The sequence below is a fragment of the Amycolatopsis sp. NPDC000009 genome (assembly GCF_055563465.1).
Genome location: NZ_JBVHDI010000004.1, coordinates 379,443 through 396,836 on the forward strand (window position 1 = coordinate 379,443; position 17,394 = coordinate 396,836).

The 17,394-nt window shown below is 68.1% G+C and carries 18 protein-coding genes; 7 read left to right on the plus strand and 11 right to left on the minus strand.

Translation table 11 applies throughout. The features are described 5' to 3' along the window. Positions 1 to 128: 128 nt before the first annotated feature. A complete protein-coding gene (gene ptsP / locus ACZ3HL_RS15325) occupies positions 129 to 1,775 on the minus strand; it encodes a phosphoenolpyruvate--protein phosphotransferase (protein WP_465531476.1) in 1,647 nt (548 codons plus the stop codon). A gap of 68 nt (positions 1,776 to 1,843) precedes the next feature. Then, a complete protein-coding gene (locus tag ACZ3HL_RS15330; protein ID WP_465531478.1) occupies positions 1,844 to 2,704 on the minus strand; it encodes a ribokinase in 861 nt (286 codons plus the stop codon). A 347-nt stretch (positions 2,705 to 3,051) separates the two neighbouring features. Between ACZ3HL_RS15330 and ACZ3HL_RS15335 the strand changes: the two genes are divergently transcribed. Continuing rightward, positions 3,052 to 3,537 carry a hypothetical protein gene (locus tag ACZ3HL_RS15335; RefSeq protein ID WP_465531480.1) on the plus strand — a complete coding sequence of 162 codons (486 nt, stop codon included), beginning with the start codon at positions 3,052 to 3,054 and terminating at the stop codon, positions 3,535 to 3,537. A gap of 38 nt (positions 3,538 to 3,575) precedes the next feature. Here ACZ3HL_RS15335 and ACZ3HL_RS15340 read toward each other — a convergent pair whose 3' ends face one another. The 5 genes from ACZ3HL_RS15340 to ACZ3HL_RS15360 all read right to left on the minus strand — a co-directional run bounded on the left by ACZ3HL_RS15340 (position 3,576) and on the right by ACZ3HL_RS15360 (position 7,499). Then, positions 3,576 to 3,713, minus strand: a complete 138-nt coding sequence (locus ACZ3HL_RS15340; protein WP_465531482.1) for a hypothetical protein — start codon at positions 3,711 to 3,713, stop codon at positions 3,576 to 3,578. Positions 3,714 to 3,848: 135 nt separating this feature from the next. After that, positions 3,849 to 5,447, minus strand: a complete 1,599-nt coding sequence (locus tag ACZ3HL_RS15345; RefSeq protein ID WP_465531484.1) for a DUF6346 domain-containing protein — start codon at positions 5,445 to 5,447, stop codon at positions 3,849 to 3,851. A 36-nt stretch (positions 5,448 to 5,483) separates the two neighbouring features. Then, complete coding sequence (locus ACZ3HL_RS15350) at positions 5,484 to 6,614, minus strand: WXG100 family type VII secretion target (RefSeq protein ID WP_465531486.1); 1,131 nt, start codon at positions 6,612 to 6,614, stop codon at positions 5,484 to 5,486. Between the two features lie 9 nt (positions 6,615 to 6,623). After that, positions 6,624 to 6,923: a type VII secretion target gene (locus tag ACZ3HL_RS15355; protein ID WP_465531488.1), complete on the minus strand. Its 300-nt coding sequence runs from the start codon at positions 6,921 to 6,923 to the stop codon at positions 6,624 to 6,626. A gap of 27 nt (positions 6,924 to 6,950) precedes the next feature. After that, positions 6,951 to 7,499, minus strand: a complete 549-nt coding sequence (locus ACZ3HL_RS15360; RefSeq protein ID WP_465531490.1) for a YbaB/EbfC family nucleoid-associated protein — start codon at positions 7,497 to 7,499, stop codon at positions 6,951 to 6,953. Positions 7,500 to 7,689: 190 nt separating this feature from the next. Between ACZ3HL_RS15360 and ACZ3HL_RS15365 the strand changes: the two genes are divergently transcribed. Further along, positions 7,690 to 8,061, plus strand: coding sequence for a hypothetical protein (locus ACZ3HL_RS15365; protein WP_465531492.1), 372 nt, complete (start codon positions 7,690 to 7,692; stop codon positions 8,059 to 8,061). A gap of 29 nt (positions 8,062 to 8,090) precedes the next feature. After that, entirely contained in the window at positions 8,091 to 8,810 is a 720-nt protein-coding gene (locus ACZ3HL_RS15370; protein ID WP_465414233.1) for a TetR/AcrR family transcriptional regulator, read from the plus strand. Here ACZ3HL_RS15370 and ACZ3HL_RS15375 read toward each other — a convergent pair whose 3' ends face one another. The 3 genes from ACZ3HL_RS15375 to ACZ3HL_RS15385 all read right to left on the minus strand — a co-directional run bounded on the left by ACZ3HL_RS15375 (position 8,811) and on the right by ACZ3HL_RS15385 (position 13,753). Further along, entirely contained in the window at positions 8,811 to 9,548 is a 738-nt protein-coding gene (locus ACZ3HL_RS15375) for a 3-oxoacyl-ACP reductase family protein (protein ID WP_465531493.1), read from the minus strand. Between the two features lie 90 nt (positions 9,549 to 9,638). Next, the gene (gene leuS, locus ACZ3HL_RS15380) at positions 9,639 to 12,485 is read right to left on the minus strand and encodes a leucine--tRNA ligase (RefSeq protein WP_465531495.1); all 2,847 of its coding nucleotides are present in this window, start codon (positions 12,483 to 12,485) and stop codon (positions 9,639 to 9,641) included. 170 nt (positions 12,486 to 12,655) lie between these two features. Then, on the minus strand, positions 12,656 to 13,753 hold the full coding sequence (locus ACZ3HL_RS15385) for an esterase-like activity of phytase family protein (protein WP_465531641.1): 1,098 nt from the start codon (positions 13,751 to 13,753) through the stop codon (positions 12,656 to 12,658). A 134-nt stretch (positions 13,754 to 13,887) separates the two neighbouring features. Here ACZ3HL_RS15385 and ACZ3HL_RS15390 point away from each other — a divergent pair, with 134 nt between their 5' ends. After that, positions 13,888 to 14,310 carry an SdpI family protein gene (locus ACZ3HL_RS15390; RefSeq protein WP_465531497.1) on the plus strand — a complete coding sequence of 141 codons (423 nt, stop codon included), beginning with the start codon at positions 13,888 to 13,890 and terminating at the stop codon, positions 14,308 to 14,310. Here the strand turns inward: ACZ3HL_RS15390 and ACZ3HL_RS15395 are convergent. After that, positions 14,307 to 14,888, minus strand: a complete 582-nt coding sequence (locus ACZ3HL_RS15395) for a YqgE/AlgH family protein (protein ID WP_034323973.1) — start codon at positions 14,886 to 14,888, stop codon at positions 14,307 to 14,309. The two genes, ACZ3HL_RS15390 and ACZ3HL_RS15395, sit on opposite strands and share 4 nt — an antisense overlap. A gap of 208 nt (positions 14,889 to 15,096) precedes the next feature. On the opposite strand from ACZ3HL_RS15395, the gene ACZ3HL_RS15400 reads away from it, so the two are divergent. The 3 genes from ACZ3HL_RS15400 to ACZ3HL_RS15410 all read left to right on the plus strand — a co-directional run bounded on the left by ACZ3HL_RS15400 (position 15,097) and on the right by ACZ3HL_RS15410 (position 17,389). Then, complete coding sequence (locus tag ACZ3HL_RS15400; protein ID WP_465531499.1) at positions 15,097 to 16,359, plus strand: MFS transporter; 1,263 nt, start codon at positions 15,097 to 15,099, stop codon at positions 16,357 to 16,359. A gap of 83 nt (positions 16,360 to 16,442) precedes the next feature. Next, positions 16,443 to 17,060: a YbaB/EbfC family nucleoid-associated protein gene (locus ACZ3HL_RS15405; RefSeq protein WP_465414245.1), complete on the plus strand. Its 618-nt coding sequence runs from the start codon at positions 16,443 to 16,445 to the stop codon at positions 17,058 to 17,060. Then, positions 17,060 to 17,389 carry a WXG100 family type VII secretion target gene (locus ACZ3HL_RS15410; protein ID WP_340685748.1) on the plus strand — a complete coding sequence of 110 codons (330 nt, stop codon included), beginning with the start codon at positions 17,060 to 17,062 and terminating at the stop codon, positions 17,387 to 17,389. The genes ACZ3HL_RS15405 and ACZ3HL_RS15410 overlap by 1 nt, the downstream gene beginning before the upstream one ends. Positions 17,390 to 17,394 lie beyond the last annotated feature (5 nt).

Below are 17,394 nucleotides of genomic sequence, written 5' to 3' on the forward strand. Positions count from 1 at the left end.
TCGGTGTCTTCACCTAGGCGTCGAAGCGGTGGACCGGATTTCGACATGCCCCCCGATCCTTTTCGGGGAGCGGGGGACCTTTGCTATCGCCTGGCGTCTCCCAAAGGGCGCCCCTTCGGCGGGTTTCGTCAGCGCGCGACAGAAGACTCTGCCGCGGCCTGCCTCGCGGCGACCGGGTCCGCGGTGGCCAAAACGGCGTCGGCCAGCGACTCGCATTCGGCCAGCGTCGTGGCCGCCAGGCTCGCGCCGACCGCGCGCACGGCGGGCGCGTTCATCGACAGGCTCGTGAGGCCGAGCCCGGCCAGCACCAGCGCGAGCCTCGGGTCGGCGGCGGCCTCACCGCAGACACCGGCGGGCTTGCCGGTGTCCTTGGCGGCCTGACCGATGACCTTCAGCAGGCGCAGCAGCCCGGGCTGCCACGGGTCGTTGAGCTTGGCGACCGCGCCGAGCTGGCGATCCGCGGCGAAGGTGTACTGCGCGAGGTCGTTGGTGCCGACGGAGACGAAGTCGACCGCGTCGAGGATCTCGCGGGCGGTCAGCGCGGCGGCCGGGATCTCGATCATCACGCCGACGCGGGCGATTCCGGCGGCGCGGGCGCGCTCGGCGAACCAGGCGGCCTCGGCGGCGGTGGCGACCATCGGGGCCATCACCGAAACCTCGGCTCCGGAGTCCTTCGCGGCACCCGCGATGGCCTCGAGCTGGCGGCCGAGAATCTCGGGCCGGTCGAAAGCGACGCGAAGCCCGCGTACGCCGAGCGCCGGGTTCGGCTCGTCCTCGGGCTCCAGGAACGCGAGAGGCTTGTCGGCGCCCGCGTCGAGAGTGCGGACGATGACCGGCTTGCCACGGAACGGCGTGAGCACGGCGGTGTAGGCCTTGCGCTGTTCTTCGACACTCGGCTCGGCGGACGCGTCGAGATAGCAGAACTCGGTGCGGAAGAGGCCGACGCCTTCCGCGCCCGCTTCGGCAGCGGCCTGGGCGTCGGTCGCGGAACCGACGTTGCCGAGCACCTTCACGCGGTGCCCGTCGGCGGTCGCGCCGGTGCCGTCCCACTCGATCGCGCCGGTCTTGGCGGCCGTGACGACTTCGGCGTTCGGGTCCGCGACCTCGACGACCCCGGTGTCACCGTCCACCGCAAGCGCTTGCGCGTCGAGCGCGAGGACGCCGCGGACCGCGACGACGGCGGGAATGCCGAGCGCGCGGGCGAGGATCGCGGTGTGACTGGTGGGGCCACCCTCTTCGGTGACGAGCGCGAGCACCTTGTCCGGGTCGAGGCCGGCGGTGTCGGCCGGCGCGAGGTCGCGGGCGACGAGCACGCTCGGCGAGTCGAGGGCGGGAACGCCGGGAGGCGCGATGCCGAGCAGTTCGGCGATGAGCCGGTCGCGCACGTCGAGGACGTCGCGGGCCCGCTCGGCCATGTAGCCGCCCGCGGCCGCGAGCGCGTCGGCGAACTTGCCCGCCGCCTGGTGCACCGCACGCGGCGCGGGCAGGTTCTGGTCTTTGACGAGCTGCTCCGCCGAAGAGACGAGCGCCGGGTCGGCCGCCATCGCCGCGGTGGTGATGAGGATCGTCGCGGCCTCACCGGTAGCCGTCTCGGCGAGCTTCTCGAGCCTGCCGGCCACGATCTGCGCGGCCGGGGCGATCCGGGCGGCCTCGGCGGCGGGATCGGCCGGTGCCGGTGTGCTCGCGGGTTCGCCGAGCGGCTCGGCGACCCGGACGACAGGACCGCTCGCGCGGCCGGGACTGACGGCGACCCCGGACAGTGACTCAGACGGCATGGTCTAGACCATATCTCATCGGCGGCGTGACCTGACTCATAGCCACCAGCAGAACACAGAAGAGGACATCATTCCAGTTCGGACGCCGTCGGATACGAAGGCTGCGCGCCCTGGCGGGTCACGGTGATCGCCGCCACCTTCACGGCCTTGCGCGCCGCGTCGGCCAGCTCGTCGCCCTTCGCGAGCGAGGTGGCGAGCGCCCCGGCGAAAGCGTCACCGGCGCCCGTGGTGTCGACGGCCTCGACCTTCGGCGACGGCACCTCCGTCACGCCGTCCGCGGTCACCACCGCCGCCCCCTTCGCGCCGAGCGTCACGACAGCGGCCTTCGGACCGAGGTCGAGCAGCTTGGGGAAGTCCGCCTCGCCACCAAGCAGGAAGGCCGCCTCGTGCTCGTTGACCAGCAGCACGTCGAGCCCCTGGAGCGTCTTCGCGGAAAGCTCGGCCGCCGGCGACAGGTTCAGCAGGGTCTTCACGCCGCTTTCGACGGCCTTCGCGACGGCGTGCTCGACGGTTTCGAGCGGGATTTCCAGCGACAACACCACGACCTCGGCGCCGTCGAGGTCGACGTCCTCGGGCCGCAGGCCGGAATTCGCGCCGGGCGAGACGAGGATCGAGTTCTCGCCGTCGGGTGTGACCGTGATGTACGCGATCCCCGTCGGACGCTCGCTCGTGCGCAGCGAGTCCGTGTTCACCCCGGACTCGGCCAGCGACCGCTTGAGCAGCTCGCCGTACGGGTCGTCGCCGACCGCCCCCAGCAACGCGACGTCGGCGCCGAGCCTGGCCGCGGCGACCGCCGTGTTGGCGCCTTTGCCACCCGGCGACAAGACCGTGTCGCCACCCAGTACGGTTTCGCCACCACCCGGCCGCCGGTCGACCGGGACGACGAGATCGGCATTGGCGGACCCGATGACCAGCACCTGAGATGTCATGGAGGAAACGATGCCATGACCAGCAGTTGTCCGGTCATGCCCCTTCTCCGGGCGAAGATGTGAAGAACTTTGTAACTTTCTCGGCGGGTAGTGCGACAATCAGGCGAGCAGCGGAACGCCGTCACTCTTTCGGGGGATAACCTTCCCCCGGGCGTCACTTCGGCGATCACGCCCGCTCTTGAGATGCGTTGCCGCTTCCAAGCGGTGACGTTGCCCCGATCCCGGCCGGTGCCGGGAGAAGGGCATCGGGTCGCCGGCGTCGATCACGTAGCCCCCCGAGTGATCGGCGCCGGCGGCGCCCCGGTTTCGGCGGCGCCGAAACCGCAGACCCTGAATACAGTGAGGCGATGAACCCGGGGAACTGGTCTGCACTTCCCAGCCCGGAGTGGTACAGGCCGGAGGAAGCGGCCGGCGCGGCCGCAACGTTGGAAACACCCGCGTCGAAGGACAGTTCTGCCGCCTTGGCGGTCGGCCGCCTAGCCGGCGCGGTGAGCAACGATCACGCGGGAACGCTCTATCCGGCCGCTGTCCCCGCAGTGACAATCCTGCTGCGAGTCGCCCGCGATCGGCCGGGAAAGCCGCGCGCCGAGGTTTTGACGGTGTTGCTGGACTGGTGGGGTTGTTTCGCGCCTGAACCCGGATATGCGAACTACCAGGACGAAGACGACCAGCCGGTGGACTTGGTCGAGGCGATCGAGCGCAGGATCCGGGCCGAGGCGGATGTGTTGCGGACCATCGCCGACGACCGGTCGGACAGCGGTCCAGCCAGGAAAATGGCCGAAGAGCTGTTATCCCTGCTGGCCGCGAGCAGCTGGGCGGATTCGCTGGGCTAGCCGCTTTCCGCTTGAACATCCATGCTCTAAGAACCCGCTCAGCGCAGGAAGTCGCGGCCGGTGAAGTAGTCGTCCTCGTGGTCCGTCTGCTGCCTGCGCGCGGCACGCGGTTGGCCGGGCGGTTTCGGGTTGAGGCACATCGAATTCGTCTTCGGCGACGAAACGGTCGTCCTCATCCGCCTCCTGGTGACCGCCGGTCTGCGTCGCGCCGGCGAGTTTGCTCCGGACGACGAAGAGGCGCGCGAACCTCCTCTGTTCACGTCGTGGCCGTTTGCCGCCCCGGCTTCGCACCGCCTGCCCCAGGGCCAGGTTCACGAACGGTTTTCCATCGACTCGGCCGCTACCGGTCGCGGCTGGACAAGGCCCACGAGACGGTTCGCGGCGGCTGCGCCCACTCGCTCGGCCAGGACATATTCGTCATCCTCACTCGGCACGACGTGAACGCTGTAGTACCAGCGGCCGTTGCCCCGAGGAACAGGCTTCACCACGATGTTGTCGATGTTCGCGTAGAGGACTTTCACTTCGGGTAGATCCCTTTGCTGCCAGCTCAGGGAGTCTTTCCGAAGGATGAAAGTCCCGCGGTCACCTCGGTACAGGGAAGCAGCGAGATAGACGAGCACCACGGCGGTGATGACGAACAGATCCATTGCCACCCGTCCGGACGCGGCGACCGTCATCGACCAGATCAGCAGAGAAGCGCCCAGCAGCATCACCGTCATCCGGGTGAGCGAGGGACGGCTGGCTGAGATCCGCCGCTCCGCCGAAATCCCCGATGAGGCGTTCTTCAACCTGACGACTGTGCTCTTGGGCGGCCTGAGCAAGCCGAGTCCGCCTCGGCTCACCTCTCTCGTTGGCCAGCGCGTCAAACCCGGCTTGAAGTTCTCGACCACGGCTGACAGACGCTCGGCTTCTTGAAGCCGCAGAAAAGGTGTGAGGAGATATCCGTGATCGGAAGGCGTGCAGAAGGCTGCTGCCAGGTCTTCATCCCTCTTTTCACCCACGATCGTGAGGTGGACCTCGACCAGGTCTCCTGCCCGTTCCACGAAAACGAAACGCTTGATCCTCGACCAGTGGATTCGGCGTGGCGAACCATCGCGCGCAGTCTGCACGAACCCTCTCGAGGTCAACTGCGCGGGAACCAGCGATGCTCCCGACGTGACCCGAAGCCTCCGCCGTGCCGAGGGAATCACCGCGAGCAAGCCGACACCTGGTAGCAAGAAAGGAAGCGCGACCAGATACGTCGCCATATCGTCGGGCCTCAGCCGCACCGTCGCCACGATCATGGTTCCCGCCACTACCAGAAACCCGGCCCCTGTCGCGGCGAAGAAGATGAACGCCGCGACGGACCCGGTCCGATCTCCTCCATCGGGTACTGGCAGTTTCAGCTCGACCGGCAGATCCAGTGATTCCGGTTCAGCCGGTGCTCGTGTTCTTCCGGTATCGCGCCGCAGGGTCGGCACCAGCCACTTCAGGACGGCCTCGGGGCCGACTGCGTAACCGATGAACCCCAGGCCTCCGACGGCGACCAGACCGATCACCGCGAGGAATTCGTAGGGGTGCGGGACATTCCGCTGCCAGTCTTTGGCGGCGTAGTCCACGAACACCTGCTGTCCGAGGTCGGCCGGTGTCAGCTCGTCGGGGCCGAACTCGACCTCGACCGGTGTTCGATCCGGACCTGTCCGCACCTCGGCGACACATTTCCAGTAATAGCCCGCTCCTCGAGCCGAAAGTGGGCCGAACTCGGCACACTCCCTGACAGTCGCGGTCCCGTCGGCCTCCCTGAGTTCGGAGCCGGAAACGGTGATCGGAACACCGGCGATCCGGAGAAACGTGAGCACACCGATGACGAACAACGCCAGCAGGGTCCACGCCGCGACACAGGTGACAACGGGTTTCACGACGGACTTCATGACTTCCTCCGGACGACCGAGCTCTGAGATCGAGTGCTAGATCGATCCCGATATCCGTTGTCCACCTGGTTGATCGAAGACCGGCTGCACGGTCGACTCGGCCTTGACAGGCTGGGCCTGCGCGTTGCCGTCCGTCTTGTTTTCGTTTCTCGGGTTCGTTTTGTCGACGATCTCACCGGTTTTCTTTTTCGCCTCTTTTATCGCCTCTTTGGCGATGGCGCCGGGGACCTTGTTGATCTCTTCCTTCACCGCGTCGCCGACGTCCTTGGCAATGTCCTTCGCGCCGACCTTGCCGTACGCTGCGATATTGGCGATGTCGTCGCCCAAAGTCTTGGCCAGGCCCGTGACATCGTTCCCGAAATTCTTCGCGACGTCTTTGACGTTCACGCCCTGAAGAAGCCGCTTCGCCTCTCCGAACATCTCGCCGAGCTTCTTGACGAGCCCCGAAGCGTTTCCGAAGGCCTTGGTCAATTGCTTGACCTTGTCCATGATCTTGGTCGCCCACCTGATCGCCATGGGAACGCCCTCGGCGGCCAGTCCGGCCGGCATCGCGGGCCCCGGGTAGCGGCAAACGATCCAGATGAGCTTCCAGACGCATTCGGAAATCAGATCCCGGACGACGCTGCGGACCACCGCGAGGATCGATTTGCACATCGCGATCATGACCGAGATGCCCTGCGCCCCGGTGGCGACCGATTCGTAGAGATCCGCCCGGTCGTTCGCGAACGCGCGGTAGGCATCGGCGGCGGTCCCGGTCCAGGTGGCCGAATCCCTGGCTACGTCCTGGCGCAGCTCTTCGGCGACTTTCGACAGCTCGTCACCGATGTTTCCCCAGGTGCCGCCCAGGTTCTCCAGCGCGACCTGGTCACCTGTCAGCCAGTCCAACGGTTCTCGCAGGAAACTGACGTGTTCGATCACCCAGCCGATTCCCGCCTTGGCCAGCGCACCGAGTGGGTCGGACATGTCGGACGCGAAGGAAACGCCACCGATCACCAGGTTGGCCAGTCCCTCACCCCAGTCCCCGGAAGAGGCTTTGAGCAGGGCGTCGCCGAAGTCCTGGATCAGGCCCGCGCCTTCGAGCGGGCTTTCCTTCGCCGCACCGTCCGTGGCGACCAGCCGATTCGGCGCCTTCGGGACGGGGTTCGCTGCAACAGGGTTCTCAGTCATCGGGCGGCCCTATACCTTGAAGAGTTTCTTGTACTCGTCCTCGGTTATTTCCTTGCGCTGCTGCCACACCCTGACCCGGTCGGCGTGGTCGTCAGCGCTCGTCGCGGCCGTCCTGACGGCGTCTTCCGCGACGGATTGCGCCATCGAGAACGAGATGGCGAGCGACATGCCGATGATTCCGAACGCCTCGGGATGCATCGTCTGCTCGGCGGCGTCCAAGGCCGTGTTGATCCGCCCCGTGAGCGCGTCGAGCTTCCCTCGATGCGTCTCGAGCGCGGACGGATCGACGTCGAATCCTGGTCCTGTCATCGTGCTTTCCCTCCCTCAAGAACCCGCTCAGCGCAGGAAGTCGCCGCCGGTGAAGTAGTCGTCCTCGTGGTCCGTCTGCTGCCTGCGCGCGGCACGCGGCGGCGCGGGCGGGGACGGAGGGGCGGGCGGCTTCGGAGCCTGAGGGGGCGGAGGAGCGTCGAGTTCGTCTTCGGCGACGAAGCGGTCGTCCTCGTCCGCCTCCTCGTGGCCGCCCTCGACGTAACCCGTCGGTTCGGGTTCCGGGTATTCGCTGTGCAGCTGGCTGACCAGCTCGTTCATGGTCTCGGTGCCCGCGATGGACGGCACGCCGGTCTGCATCGCGCCCGCGAGTTTGCTCTGCGCGCTCTGGACGACGCGGAGGATCTCCTGCGCCAGCGCGGGGTTGTCCCGCACGGACGGGCCGATCTCCAGGCCGACGAGGTTCCCCGCGTGGTTGACCTTGACCGAGATCTGGCCGTCCTTGCTGCGTTCGGACACCGAGACGCTTTCGATCTCGGTGCGCATCTGATTCGCCTTTCGCTGGGCGTCGGCCAGCTTGGCCTCGAAATCAGCGAAGAGCTGCTCAGGGTTCGACACGCGAACCTCCCCTGTTCACGTCGTAGCCGTTCGGCGACCGAGTGTGGCATACCCGTCTGACATCGGGGAACGTTTGGCGCATATCCGCGGCCCGGTCGTGTGGATCACCACAGCGACCTCCGGTTTTCCCTACCCGATCCGACGGTTTACCTCATGTTTCCGCAGGTCAGGTGACCCTAGCGTGTCGGGTATGACGATTTTGGACTGGAAACGCGCGGTCTACGCGCTTCTCGTGCTGCCGGGGTATCTCGGTGGCGCGAAGGTCCAGCGCGGGCTGGCGCGGCGCTGGCTCGGGCAGGAGAGCGGGGCTCGGCCGCGGTTCGTGGCGGCCTTCGGTCCGAGCGCGGTCTCGTTCCTGCTCGCGTTGCTGCTCTTCTACCTCGTCGGGCGCATCGCGACCTACGGGCTCTTCTGGACCGGAAGCGACCCGGAAGGCACGTGGGGCGGGCCGACACTGGCGGGAGCATGGATCGTGCACTTGCTCATCGCCGCCGGGATGGCCGTTCCGATCCTCCTCGCGCTCCGGCCGCTCACGAGGCTTCAGGCTCGCCTTCTGGGGTAATCCCCGTACTGACCACCTAGAATGCCCGGATGACCAACCCCAGCCGCAGGGTCCGTGAGCGGGCGGCGACCGATCAGGACATCCGCCGGACAGCGCGGACGCTTCTGGTCGAGCATGGCCCGGAGGCCGTGACCCTGCGGGCGATCGCGCGCGAGCTCGGCATCACGGCGCCGGCGTTGTACCGCTACTACGGGTCCCGTGACGATCTGGTCGAGCATCTCCGCGCGGACGTCGTCGCGGATCTGGCGGCCGGGCTCGCCGAGGACATCGCGCAGCTTCCGGACGAGGGCGCGTTGCGGCTTTTCGCCATCTGCAAGGGATTCCGGCGTTGGGCGCTCGCGCACACCAAGGAGTTCACGCTGGTCTTCGCGTCACCGGCGGGTGACGACACGTTGAGCAGGCTGGACGAGCCGTTCGGGCGGATCTTCCTCGCGGCGGCGGGGCAGGTGCTCGCGACACACGATCTGGTGACACCGTCGAACGACGTGGTCCCGGCCGAGCTGCGCGACGATCTCACGTCGTTCCAAGCGGAACTGCTCGCCGTGCTGAAGGAGTCCGGGGCGACGTTCCCGCTGGAAAAGCTCGACCTCGGCGTGACGTACCTGATGATCCAGTTCTGGGCCCGGCTCTACGGGCACGTCACGCTCGAGGTCTTCGGCAACTATCCGATCCCGTTCTCGAAACCGGACGTCCTCTTCGAGGCGATGCTGGCCGATCTCGCGCGCGAGATCGGCCTGTCCACCGAGTAGCTACGCCGCGTGCCCGCCGTCGACCGAGACGGTCGAGCCGGTCACGTACTTGCTTTCCGGCCGCGCCAGGAACGACACGGTCGCGGCGACCTCCGACGGGGAGCCGTAGCGGTCGAACACCGTCAGGCTCCGCTGGTCGGCGGCGTACGGGCCGTCGGCCGGGTTCATGTCGGTGTCGGTCGGTCCGGGATGGACGATGTTCACGGTGATACCGCGCGACCCCAGTTCCCTGGCCAGGCCCTTGGTCATGCCCAGCAGCGCGGTCTTGCTCACCGCGTACAGCGACATCCCGGGGCCGGGTACCCGGTCCGAGACACAGCTGCCGATGGTGATCACGCGCCCGCCGTCGCCGAGGTGCCGGGCCGCGGCCTGCGTGGCCACGTAGACGCCGCGGACGTTGACCGTGAGCACGCGGTCGATGTCCTCCAGGCTCGTCTGATCGAGCGGGCCGACGAAGCCGACGCCTGCGTTGTTGACCAGCACATCGAGCCTGCCGAATTCGGCGACCGCCGTGTCGACCGCGGAAACCACGGCCGCGGCGTCTGCGCTTTCGGCCTGGATCGCCAGCGCCCGGCGGCCGAGCGCCTTGATCTTGTCCACGACACCGGCCGCGAGTTCGGCGTTGTTCTGGTAGGTGAGTGCGACGTCCGCGCCGTCTTCGGCGAGCCGGATCGCCGTGGCGGCACCGATCCCGCGGCTGCCGCCGGTCACCAAAGCCACCTTGCCGTCGAGGGTCATGGGGGTGTTCTCCGTTCGATTTCGTTGTCCTTGAACAACTCCATCGAATCGCCTCATGACCCTCGACGCTGGCGGCTATCGGCCACGGCGCTACAGCACGATGTTGACCAACCGTCCGGGCACGACGATCACCTTGCGCGGCGTGCCGTCGCCGACCAGCGCGGCGACCTTCTCGTCGGCCAGCGCGGCCGCCTGCACGGCGTCCTTGCCCGCGTCGGCGGGCACGATGACGCGCGAGCGCACCTTGCCGTTGACCTGGATCGGGTACTCCACGGAGTCCTCGACCAGGTACTTCTCGTCGACGACTGGGAACGGCCCGTGCACCAGGGAATCCGCGTGGCCCAAGCGCTTCCACAGCTCCTCGGCCAGGTGCGGCGCCAGCGGCGCCAGCATCAGCACCAGCGGCTCCACCAGTTCCCGCGGCGTGGCCTCGGCGGAACCGTAGGTCTTGGTGACGTAGTTGTTCAGCTCGATCAGCTTCGCGCCGGCCGTGTTGAACCGCATCTCCGCGTAGTCCTCGCGGACCCCGGCGACCGTCTTGTGCAGCTGCTTGCGATCCTCGTCCGTGGCGTCCACAGTGGACACCCGCAGTTCGCCGGTCTCCTCGTCGACGACCAGGCGCCACAGCCGCTGCAGGAACCGTTGCGCGCCGACGACATCCTTGGTCGCCCACGGCCGCGAGACGTCCAGCGGGCCCATCGACATCTCGTAGAAGCGGAAGGTGTCGGCGCCGTAGTCGGTGGACATCTGGTCAGGCGTCACGACATTCTTCAGGCTCTTGCCCATCTTGCCGTATTCCTGCTTGACCTCTTCGTCGCCGAAGAAGAACTTGCCGTCCCGCTCCTCGACCTGGTCGGCCTGGACGTAGACGCCGCGTGCGTCCGTGTACGCGTAGGCCTGGACGTAACCCTGGTTGAACAGCTTCCGGTACGGCTCCTTGGACGACACGTGGCCCAGGTCGAACAGCACCTTGTGCCAGAACCGCGAGTACAGCAGGTGCAGCACCGCGTGCTCGACACCGCCGACGTACAGGTCCGTGCCGCCGGGGTCGTCGACGCCGTGCTCGGCGGGACGCGGGCCGACCCAGTACGCCTCGTTCTCCGGCGCGACGAACACGTCCGGGTTGGTCGGGTCCAGGTACCGCAGCTGGTACCAGCAGGAGCCCGCCCAGTTCGGCATCGTGTTGATGTCGCGGCGGTAGGTCTTCTTGCCCTGCCCCAGATCCAGCTCGACCTCGACCCAGTCGGTGGCGCGCGCCAGCGGCGAGGACGGTGTGCTGTCCCGGTCCTCCGGGTCGAAGGTCACCGGCGAGTAGTCGGCGACGTCGGGCAGTTCGACCGGCAGCATGCTGTCCGGCAGCGGGTGGACCTGGCCGTCCTCGTCGTAGACGACCGGGAACGGCTCGCCCCAGTAGCGCTGGCGCGAGAACAGCCAATCGCGCAGCTTGTACTGGACGGTGCCGCGGCCGTGCTCGTTCTCCTCCAGCCAGCCGATCATCGTCTTCTTGGCCTCGCCGACACCCATGCCGTCCAGGAAGCCGGAGTTGATCGCGGGCCCGTCGCCGGTGAAAGCCTTGCCCTCGAAGCCTTCCGTCGGCTGAACCGTGCGGATGATCTCCAGGCCGAACTTCTCGGCGAACTCCCAGTCGCGGGTGTCCTGGCCGGGGACCGCCATGATCGCGCCGGTGCCGTAGCCCATCAGGACGTAGTCGGCGACGAAGACCGGGATCTCCTTGCCGTCGGCCGGATTCACCGCGTAGGAGCCGGTGAAGACGCCGGTCTTCTCCTTGTTCTCCTGACGGTCCAATTCGGACTTCCGCGCCGCCGCCGCACGGTAGGTGGCGATCGCTTCGGCGGGCGTCGCCGCGTCACCGGTCCAGCGGGCGTCGACGCCTTCCGGCCAGGTGGCGGCGGTCAGTTCGTCGACCAGCGGGTGCTCGGGCGCGACCACCAGATACGTGGCGCCGAACAGGGTGTCGGGGCGGGTGGTGAAGACCTCGATCTTCTGCTCGCCTGCCTCGAACGACACGCGCGCACCGTGCGAGCGGCCGATCCAGTTGCGCTGCATGGACTTGACCTTTTCGGGCCAGTCCAGCAGGTCCAGGTCGTCGACCAGCCGGTCGGCGTAGGCGGTGATCCGCATCATCCACTGACGCAGATTGCGGCGGAAGACCGGGAAGTTGCCGCGCTCACTGCGGCCCTCGGAGGTGACCTCTTCGTTCGACAGCACCGTGCCCAGGCCGGGGCACCAGTTCACCGGTGCCTCGGACAGGTAGACCAGGCGATGCGAGTCGATGATCTTCAGCTGTTCGGCGCGAGTCAGCTCGCACCAGTTGCGGCCATCGGGGGTACGGCGCTTGTCCTGCGCGTACTCGGTCTCCAGCTCGACGATCGGCCGGGCCTTGCCCGCCTTCTCGTCGTACCAGGAGTTGTAGATCTGCAGGAAGATCCACTGGGTCCACTTGTAGTAGTCCGGATCGATCGTCGAAATCCGGCGACGCTCGTCGTGCCCCAGGCCCAGGCGCCGGATCTGGCGCAGGTAGGTCTCCATGTTCTCTTCGGTCGTCTTGCGCGGGTGCTGCCCTGTCTGCACCGCGTACTGCTCGGCGGGCAGGCCGAAGGCGTCGAAGCCCATCGTGTGCAGCACGTTGCGGCCGATCATGCGGTGATACCGCGCGAAGACGTCGGTCGCGATGAAGCCCAGCGGATGCCCGACGTGCAGGCCGGCGCCCGACGGGTACGGGAACATGTCCTGGACGAACAGCTTGTCCGACGGGACCTCCCCGCTCTCGTCCGCGAGCGGGCCCACCGGGTTCGGTGCGTGGTAGGTGCCGTGGTCGGACCAGTAGTCCTGCCAGCGCTGCTCGATCTGGCCCGCCAGCTCCGCGGTGTAGCGGTGCTGAGGGGCCGCGTCGGCGCCTTCGCTCGCCTGGTTCATCGCCGAAATCCTCCGTGCTCATCCACGTCAAGCCACTCCAGAAACAACTCGACCCCCCAGCCCGGAGGGCATGAGGGGTCGCCGCGCTGGTCCCGGCCGTGGGGCCGAGTTCAGCGCGGCAGGCTAAGGAGCAGCCGAGCCGTGTTCATGGGTCCAGTCTAACCCGCTGGTCAAAGGCGTTCCGAGGGGACCGCCAGAGCGATGAACTGGGTCACTTGCGTCGCAGAGAAGTTGTTGTCGCTGACCAGCACCAGGCTGCGCTCACCGTTCGGGAGGCGCGGCCCCCAGGTCATCCCCTCGATGTTGTCCACAGTGGACAACTTGAACTCCGCGAGGTCCGCCAGCAGGCGCTTCTTCACCGGCTTGACCTTCTTCGCGTCGGCCAGCGAGGGCGTTTTCAGGACGTTCGTGGCGCCCTTGGTGTCGATCTCGTAGATGCGGACCTTGTTGCCGACGCCGGTGACGAACGAACGCTCCATCACCAGGTAGCGGGTCGGATCGGCCTGATCGACGGCCAGCAGCGACGAGATACCCGTGGTCGCGAACGCGCCGGGCGGGTTCGGCGACGCGAAGACCTTCTCCTGCGGGTACGCGTACTGCGCGAGGACCGGACCGAACCGCGACTGAAGGGTGATGCGCGAAAGGGCGCCCGACGTGGTGTTCGCCTCCGGGCCGTCCTGCAGCAACGGGCCCTCCGCCGAGCTCGCGACCAGCGAGCCGAAGCCCGCGTACGTGAGGCCTTCGAGGGCGAGGTTCTGCCGCGGCCCCGTCGTCTCGGTCATCTTCTCGTTGGCGGGAATCGGCAGGTCACGGACGTAAAAGCCGTCGCGCTCCGCCTCACGGATCGACGGGTCGATCAGCGCCGCCGCCGACCGCTCGCCCTCCTGCGACCAGACGTACCGGCCGGTCCAGGGGTCGACACGCAGCTCTTCGGGGTCGATGGTCTGCATGTTCGGCGGCTGCGCGGGGTCGTTCTTCGCGAGCGGCGGGTATGTCGTGCCGTCGGGACGCAGAAGCGGCTTGGTGCCCGTGAAGGTGACCGGGCCGAGCCCCTTGGCGTCGAGGGAGAACTTCGCCGTGTAGAACCGCGCGGGGTTGAGAGCCGACCGGTCGTCGCAGATCAGCGCGTATTCGCCGGTGCGGGGGTCGAAATCGATGCTGGACAGGCCGCCGACGACGGTGCCCTCGTAGGGCAGGGCGTTCGGGACGATCTGTTCCCCGATCAGGCGAAGCGGACGGTGACCCGCTTCGGCGGCCGGTGCGGCCATCAGGGTGAGGGGAACGGCCCCGATCAGGGCGGCAGTGAGACTCCGCAGTTTCAAGACGTGGCGTGACATGGCCTGTAGCACAGTCGATCAGGGTATCCGGCAGGTTGCCGGGGCGTCACGCTTATCCTCGTGGAGTGTTCGTCATAGCGCTGGTCCCGATCGTGCTGGGTGTCCTCGTCGGCTGGGGTGGGTTCCTCGGCCTGCGCGAGAAGCTGCCGCGTGACCGCGGCGCCGGCGTGCGCACCGCCGCCACGATGCGCAGCGAGGACGCCTTCCGGATCGGCAACAAGGTCGCCGGGGTCCCGACGCTGGCCGGCGGCGTGATCGCCGTGCTCGCGGGGATCGCCGCGCTGGTCATGCCGACGACGTTCGGGCTGCTGCTCGCTTCGTTCGTGGGCGTGATCGGGATGATCGCGCTGGTCGCGGCCGGGGGAGTGCTCGGCAACCGCGCGGCCTCGACGGTGCCGGAGCCCGAGCCGGAGCGGCCCGCCGGATGCAGTGGCTGCGCCTGCGGCACCTGCGGCGTCTTCAAGAAGGCCGACACCGCCACCGCCTAGTTGCGCTGGAGGTCTCCCGGATGGGTGGCCAGCAGCGCCAGCGGAATACCCTGCCGGCGCAGCACCTGACCCCACAGGTCGTGGTGCGGCGAAGCGAGGACGTCGCTGGGCAGCGCCGGGACGATCACCCAGTCTTCGCGTTCGATCTCGTTCGCCAGCTGGCCGGAGTCCCAGCCCGCATACCCGGCGAAGACCCGCACACCGCGGACCTTCGGCACCAGGATCTCGGGATCGGTGTCGAGGTCGACCAGCGCGACCGGGCCGCGGACGGCGATCACGCCGGGCACGCTCGACGCCGTCTCGCCGGTCCGCAGCGCGGCCAGGCACAACGCGGTCTTCTTCTCCACCGGCCCGCCGACGAACACCGACTGCGGTTCGGCGACGTGCCCGCCCCAGTTGGGGAGCACGTCGTACACCGGGACGTCACTCGGCCGGTTGAGCACGACGCCGAGCGTTCCCTCGTCCCGGTGATCGATGACGAACACGACGGTCCGCCTGAAGTTGGGATCGAACATCGTGGGGGCGGCGACCAGGAGCGTTCCCGGTTCGACCTCGGCGTCCGCTGGCACGTCCGCCATGATCCCACTTCGAGTGGAGACAAATCGTCCGGCTCTGGGAACAACAGCATCACGAGCACCGTTGGACACAACGGTCGGTGCGCTTTCCGTGTCCCCCGGGCTCACTGAAGAACCGCCTTTGTGGAATACCGTCCGGCTGGAGCCACACTGCGCATAGCCGCCGAGAGGCGACCTCAAAGCGCATCGGCCACCTTTATAGGCTGGTGCCGTGACGATCACCGCCACGGCGCCCACCAGGGCGTTCGTTCGCGACCGTGACTTCCGCCGCCTGCTGTTCACGCGGTTCTCCGCGCACTGGGGCAACGGCATGTACCAGGCCGGGCTGGCCGGTGCCGTCCTCTTCAACCCCGAACGAGCCGCCGACGCGCTGGCCATGGCGGGCGGGTTCGCGGCGTTGCTGCTGCCGTATTCGATCGTCGGCCCGTTCGCGGGCGCGCTGCTCGACCGCTGGGACCGGCGGAAGGTCCTGATCTTCGCGAGTCTGCTGCGGTCGGCCACCATCCTCGCGACGGCCGTCGCCGTCGGCACAGGATCGGCCGGGATCGGGCTGTTCTCCCTGGCGCTGGCGTCCGAGGGCATCTCGCGGTTCATCGGCTCGGGGCTGTCCGCGTCGCTTCCGCACGTCGTCGACGAGGAGTCGGTGGTCGCCGCGAACGCTTTCGCGGCCACTTGGGGTTCGGTGCTCGCCGTCGTCGGCGGCGGCTGTGCGATCGGCCTCCGGGCGCTGACCGGCGCCGACGACGCCGGTTCCGCGTGGGTCACCGCCGTCGCCGCGCTGGGCGGGATCGGCGCCGCCGTCCTGGCCTCGGGATTCGCACGCGGGCTGCTCGGGCCGTCGACGGTCGACGAGCCGTCGAACCCGGCACTCGCCGTCGCCCGAGGCCTGGCGGACGGCGCGAAGGCGGCGTGGCGGACGCCCAGCGTGACGGCCGGGTTCGTCGCGCTGTTCGCCCATCGCGCGTCGTACGGCATCTCGCTGCTGGTGACCGTGCTGCTGATGCGCAACCACTTCGCCGCCGGGATGACGGGGCTTGGCCAGATGGCGGCGTTCGCCGGTGCCGGGATCCTCGTCGCCGGACTGCTGACCGCCCGGCTGATCAAGCTGTTCGGCAGGGTCCGCGTGGTGGTGGGAGCGCTGGTGCTGGCGGCGGTCGCGCAGTCCGCGCTCGGGTTGCCGATGGCGATCCCCACCGCGTTGCTCGCGGCGTTCCTGGTGACCGGGGCCGGGCAGGTGCTGAAACTCTGCGTCGATTCCTCGGTGCAGCTCGACGTCGGGGACGAAGCGAGGGGACGGGTCTTCGCGCTCTACGACACGCTTTTCAACATCACCCAGGTCGTCGCGGTCTCGCTGGCCGCGACGGTGATCCCGGCCGACGGCCGCTCGCCGGGGCTGCTCGTCACCGCGACCGTCCTCTACCTGGCGGGAGCGGCCGGTCATCTGCTCGCCGTGCGAAAACGCCAGATCCGGTGATATGGCGCGGGCGTTGGCATTAGGGTGACGCCTACCGACACCGGGTGGCGTATGCCCGGGATCAAGCACTCGCGGGGGCTCAAGTGACGACGGCCGGCGACGACAGCGCACGCCTCGAAGCGCGTAATGCCGCCATGAAGGACCAGGTCGACACGCTGCTCGAACAGTTCGAGCGGCAGACGGCCCAGCTCCGGGACGCGCAGGAAGCCGCTTCGCAGACGTCGGCGACGGTGGTCTCGCAGGACGGCCTCGTCCGCGCCACCATCGACGCGACCGGCACGCTCGCCAAGCTCGAAATCCAGCCGAACGCCTTCGAGCGCACCAATCCCGCGCAGCTGGCCAACACCGTGCTGACGCTGGTCCGCCAGGGATCGCTGCAGGTCAAGCAGCAGGTCGCCGAGCTGATGGCCCCGATCACCGAAGGGCTGCCGGACCTGTCGGACCTCATCGAAGGCGCGCCTTCACTGCAGGGGCTGATGCCCGCGATCCCGGACTTCCTCGCGGAAGAGGAGGAGGCGGCCGCGCCCGCGAAGTCCGACGAAGACTTCGACGCCCCGCTGATGATCAAGGACGACGCCCCGCCGCCTCCGCCGCCTGCCCCTCCCGCGCCGCCGGCACCGAAACCGATTCCGAAACGGGTACGTCAGCAGGACGACGATGAGGAAGAGCCGCCCTCGAGCTGGCTGACCAGGGGAGTCTGATGCCGAACGGTGGGGGTGGCGCCGGGTTCACCGCGGACCCGGAAGCGGTGAAGACGGCCGCGGCCAAACTGGGGATCGCGGCGGACCAGCTGGACGAAGCGGGCAAGGAACTGCTGGCCGCGATGAACTCGCTCGGCCAATGCTGGGGCAACGACGACGCGGGCAAGGAGTTCGCGAAGGACTACGAGCCCGGCGCGCAGGGCTCGTCCGAAGGGTTCGCGAACGTCGTCGAGGCGCTGCGGGGCATGCAGCACAACGTCGAACGGTCGATGACCGCGTTCACGAACGCCGAGGAAGAGATCAAGTCGACGCTGGACAAGAAGGTCTAGCGCCG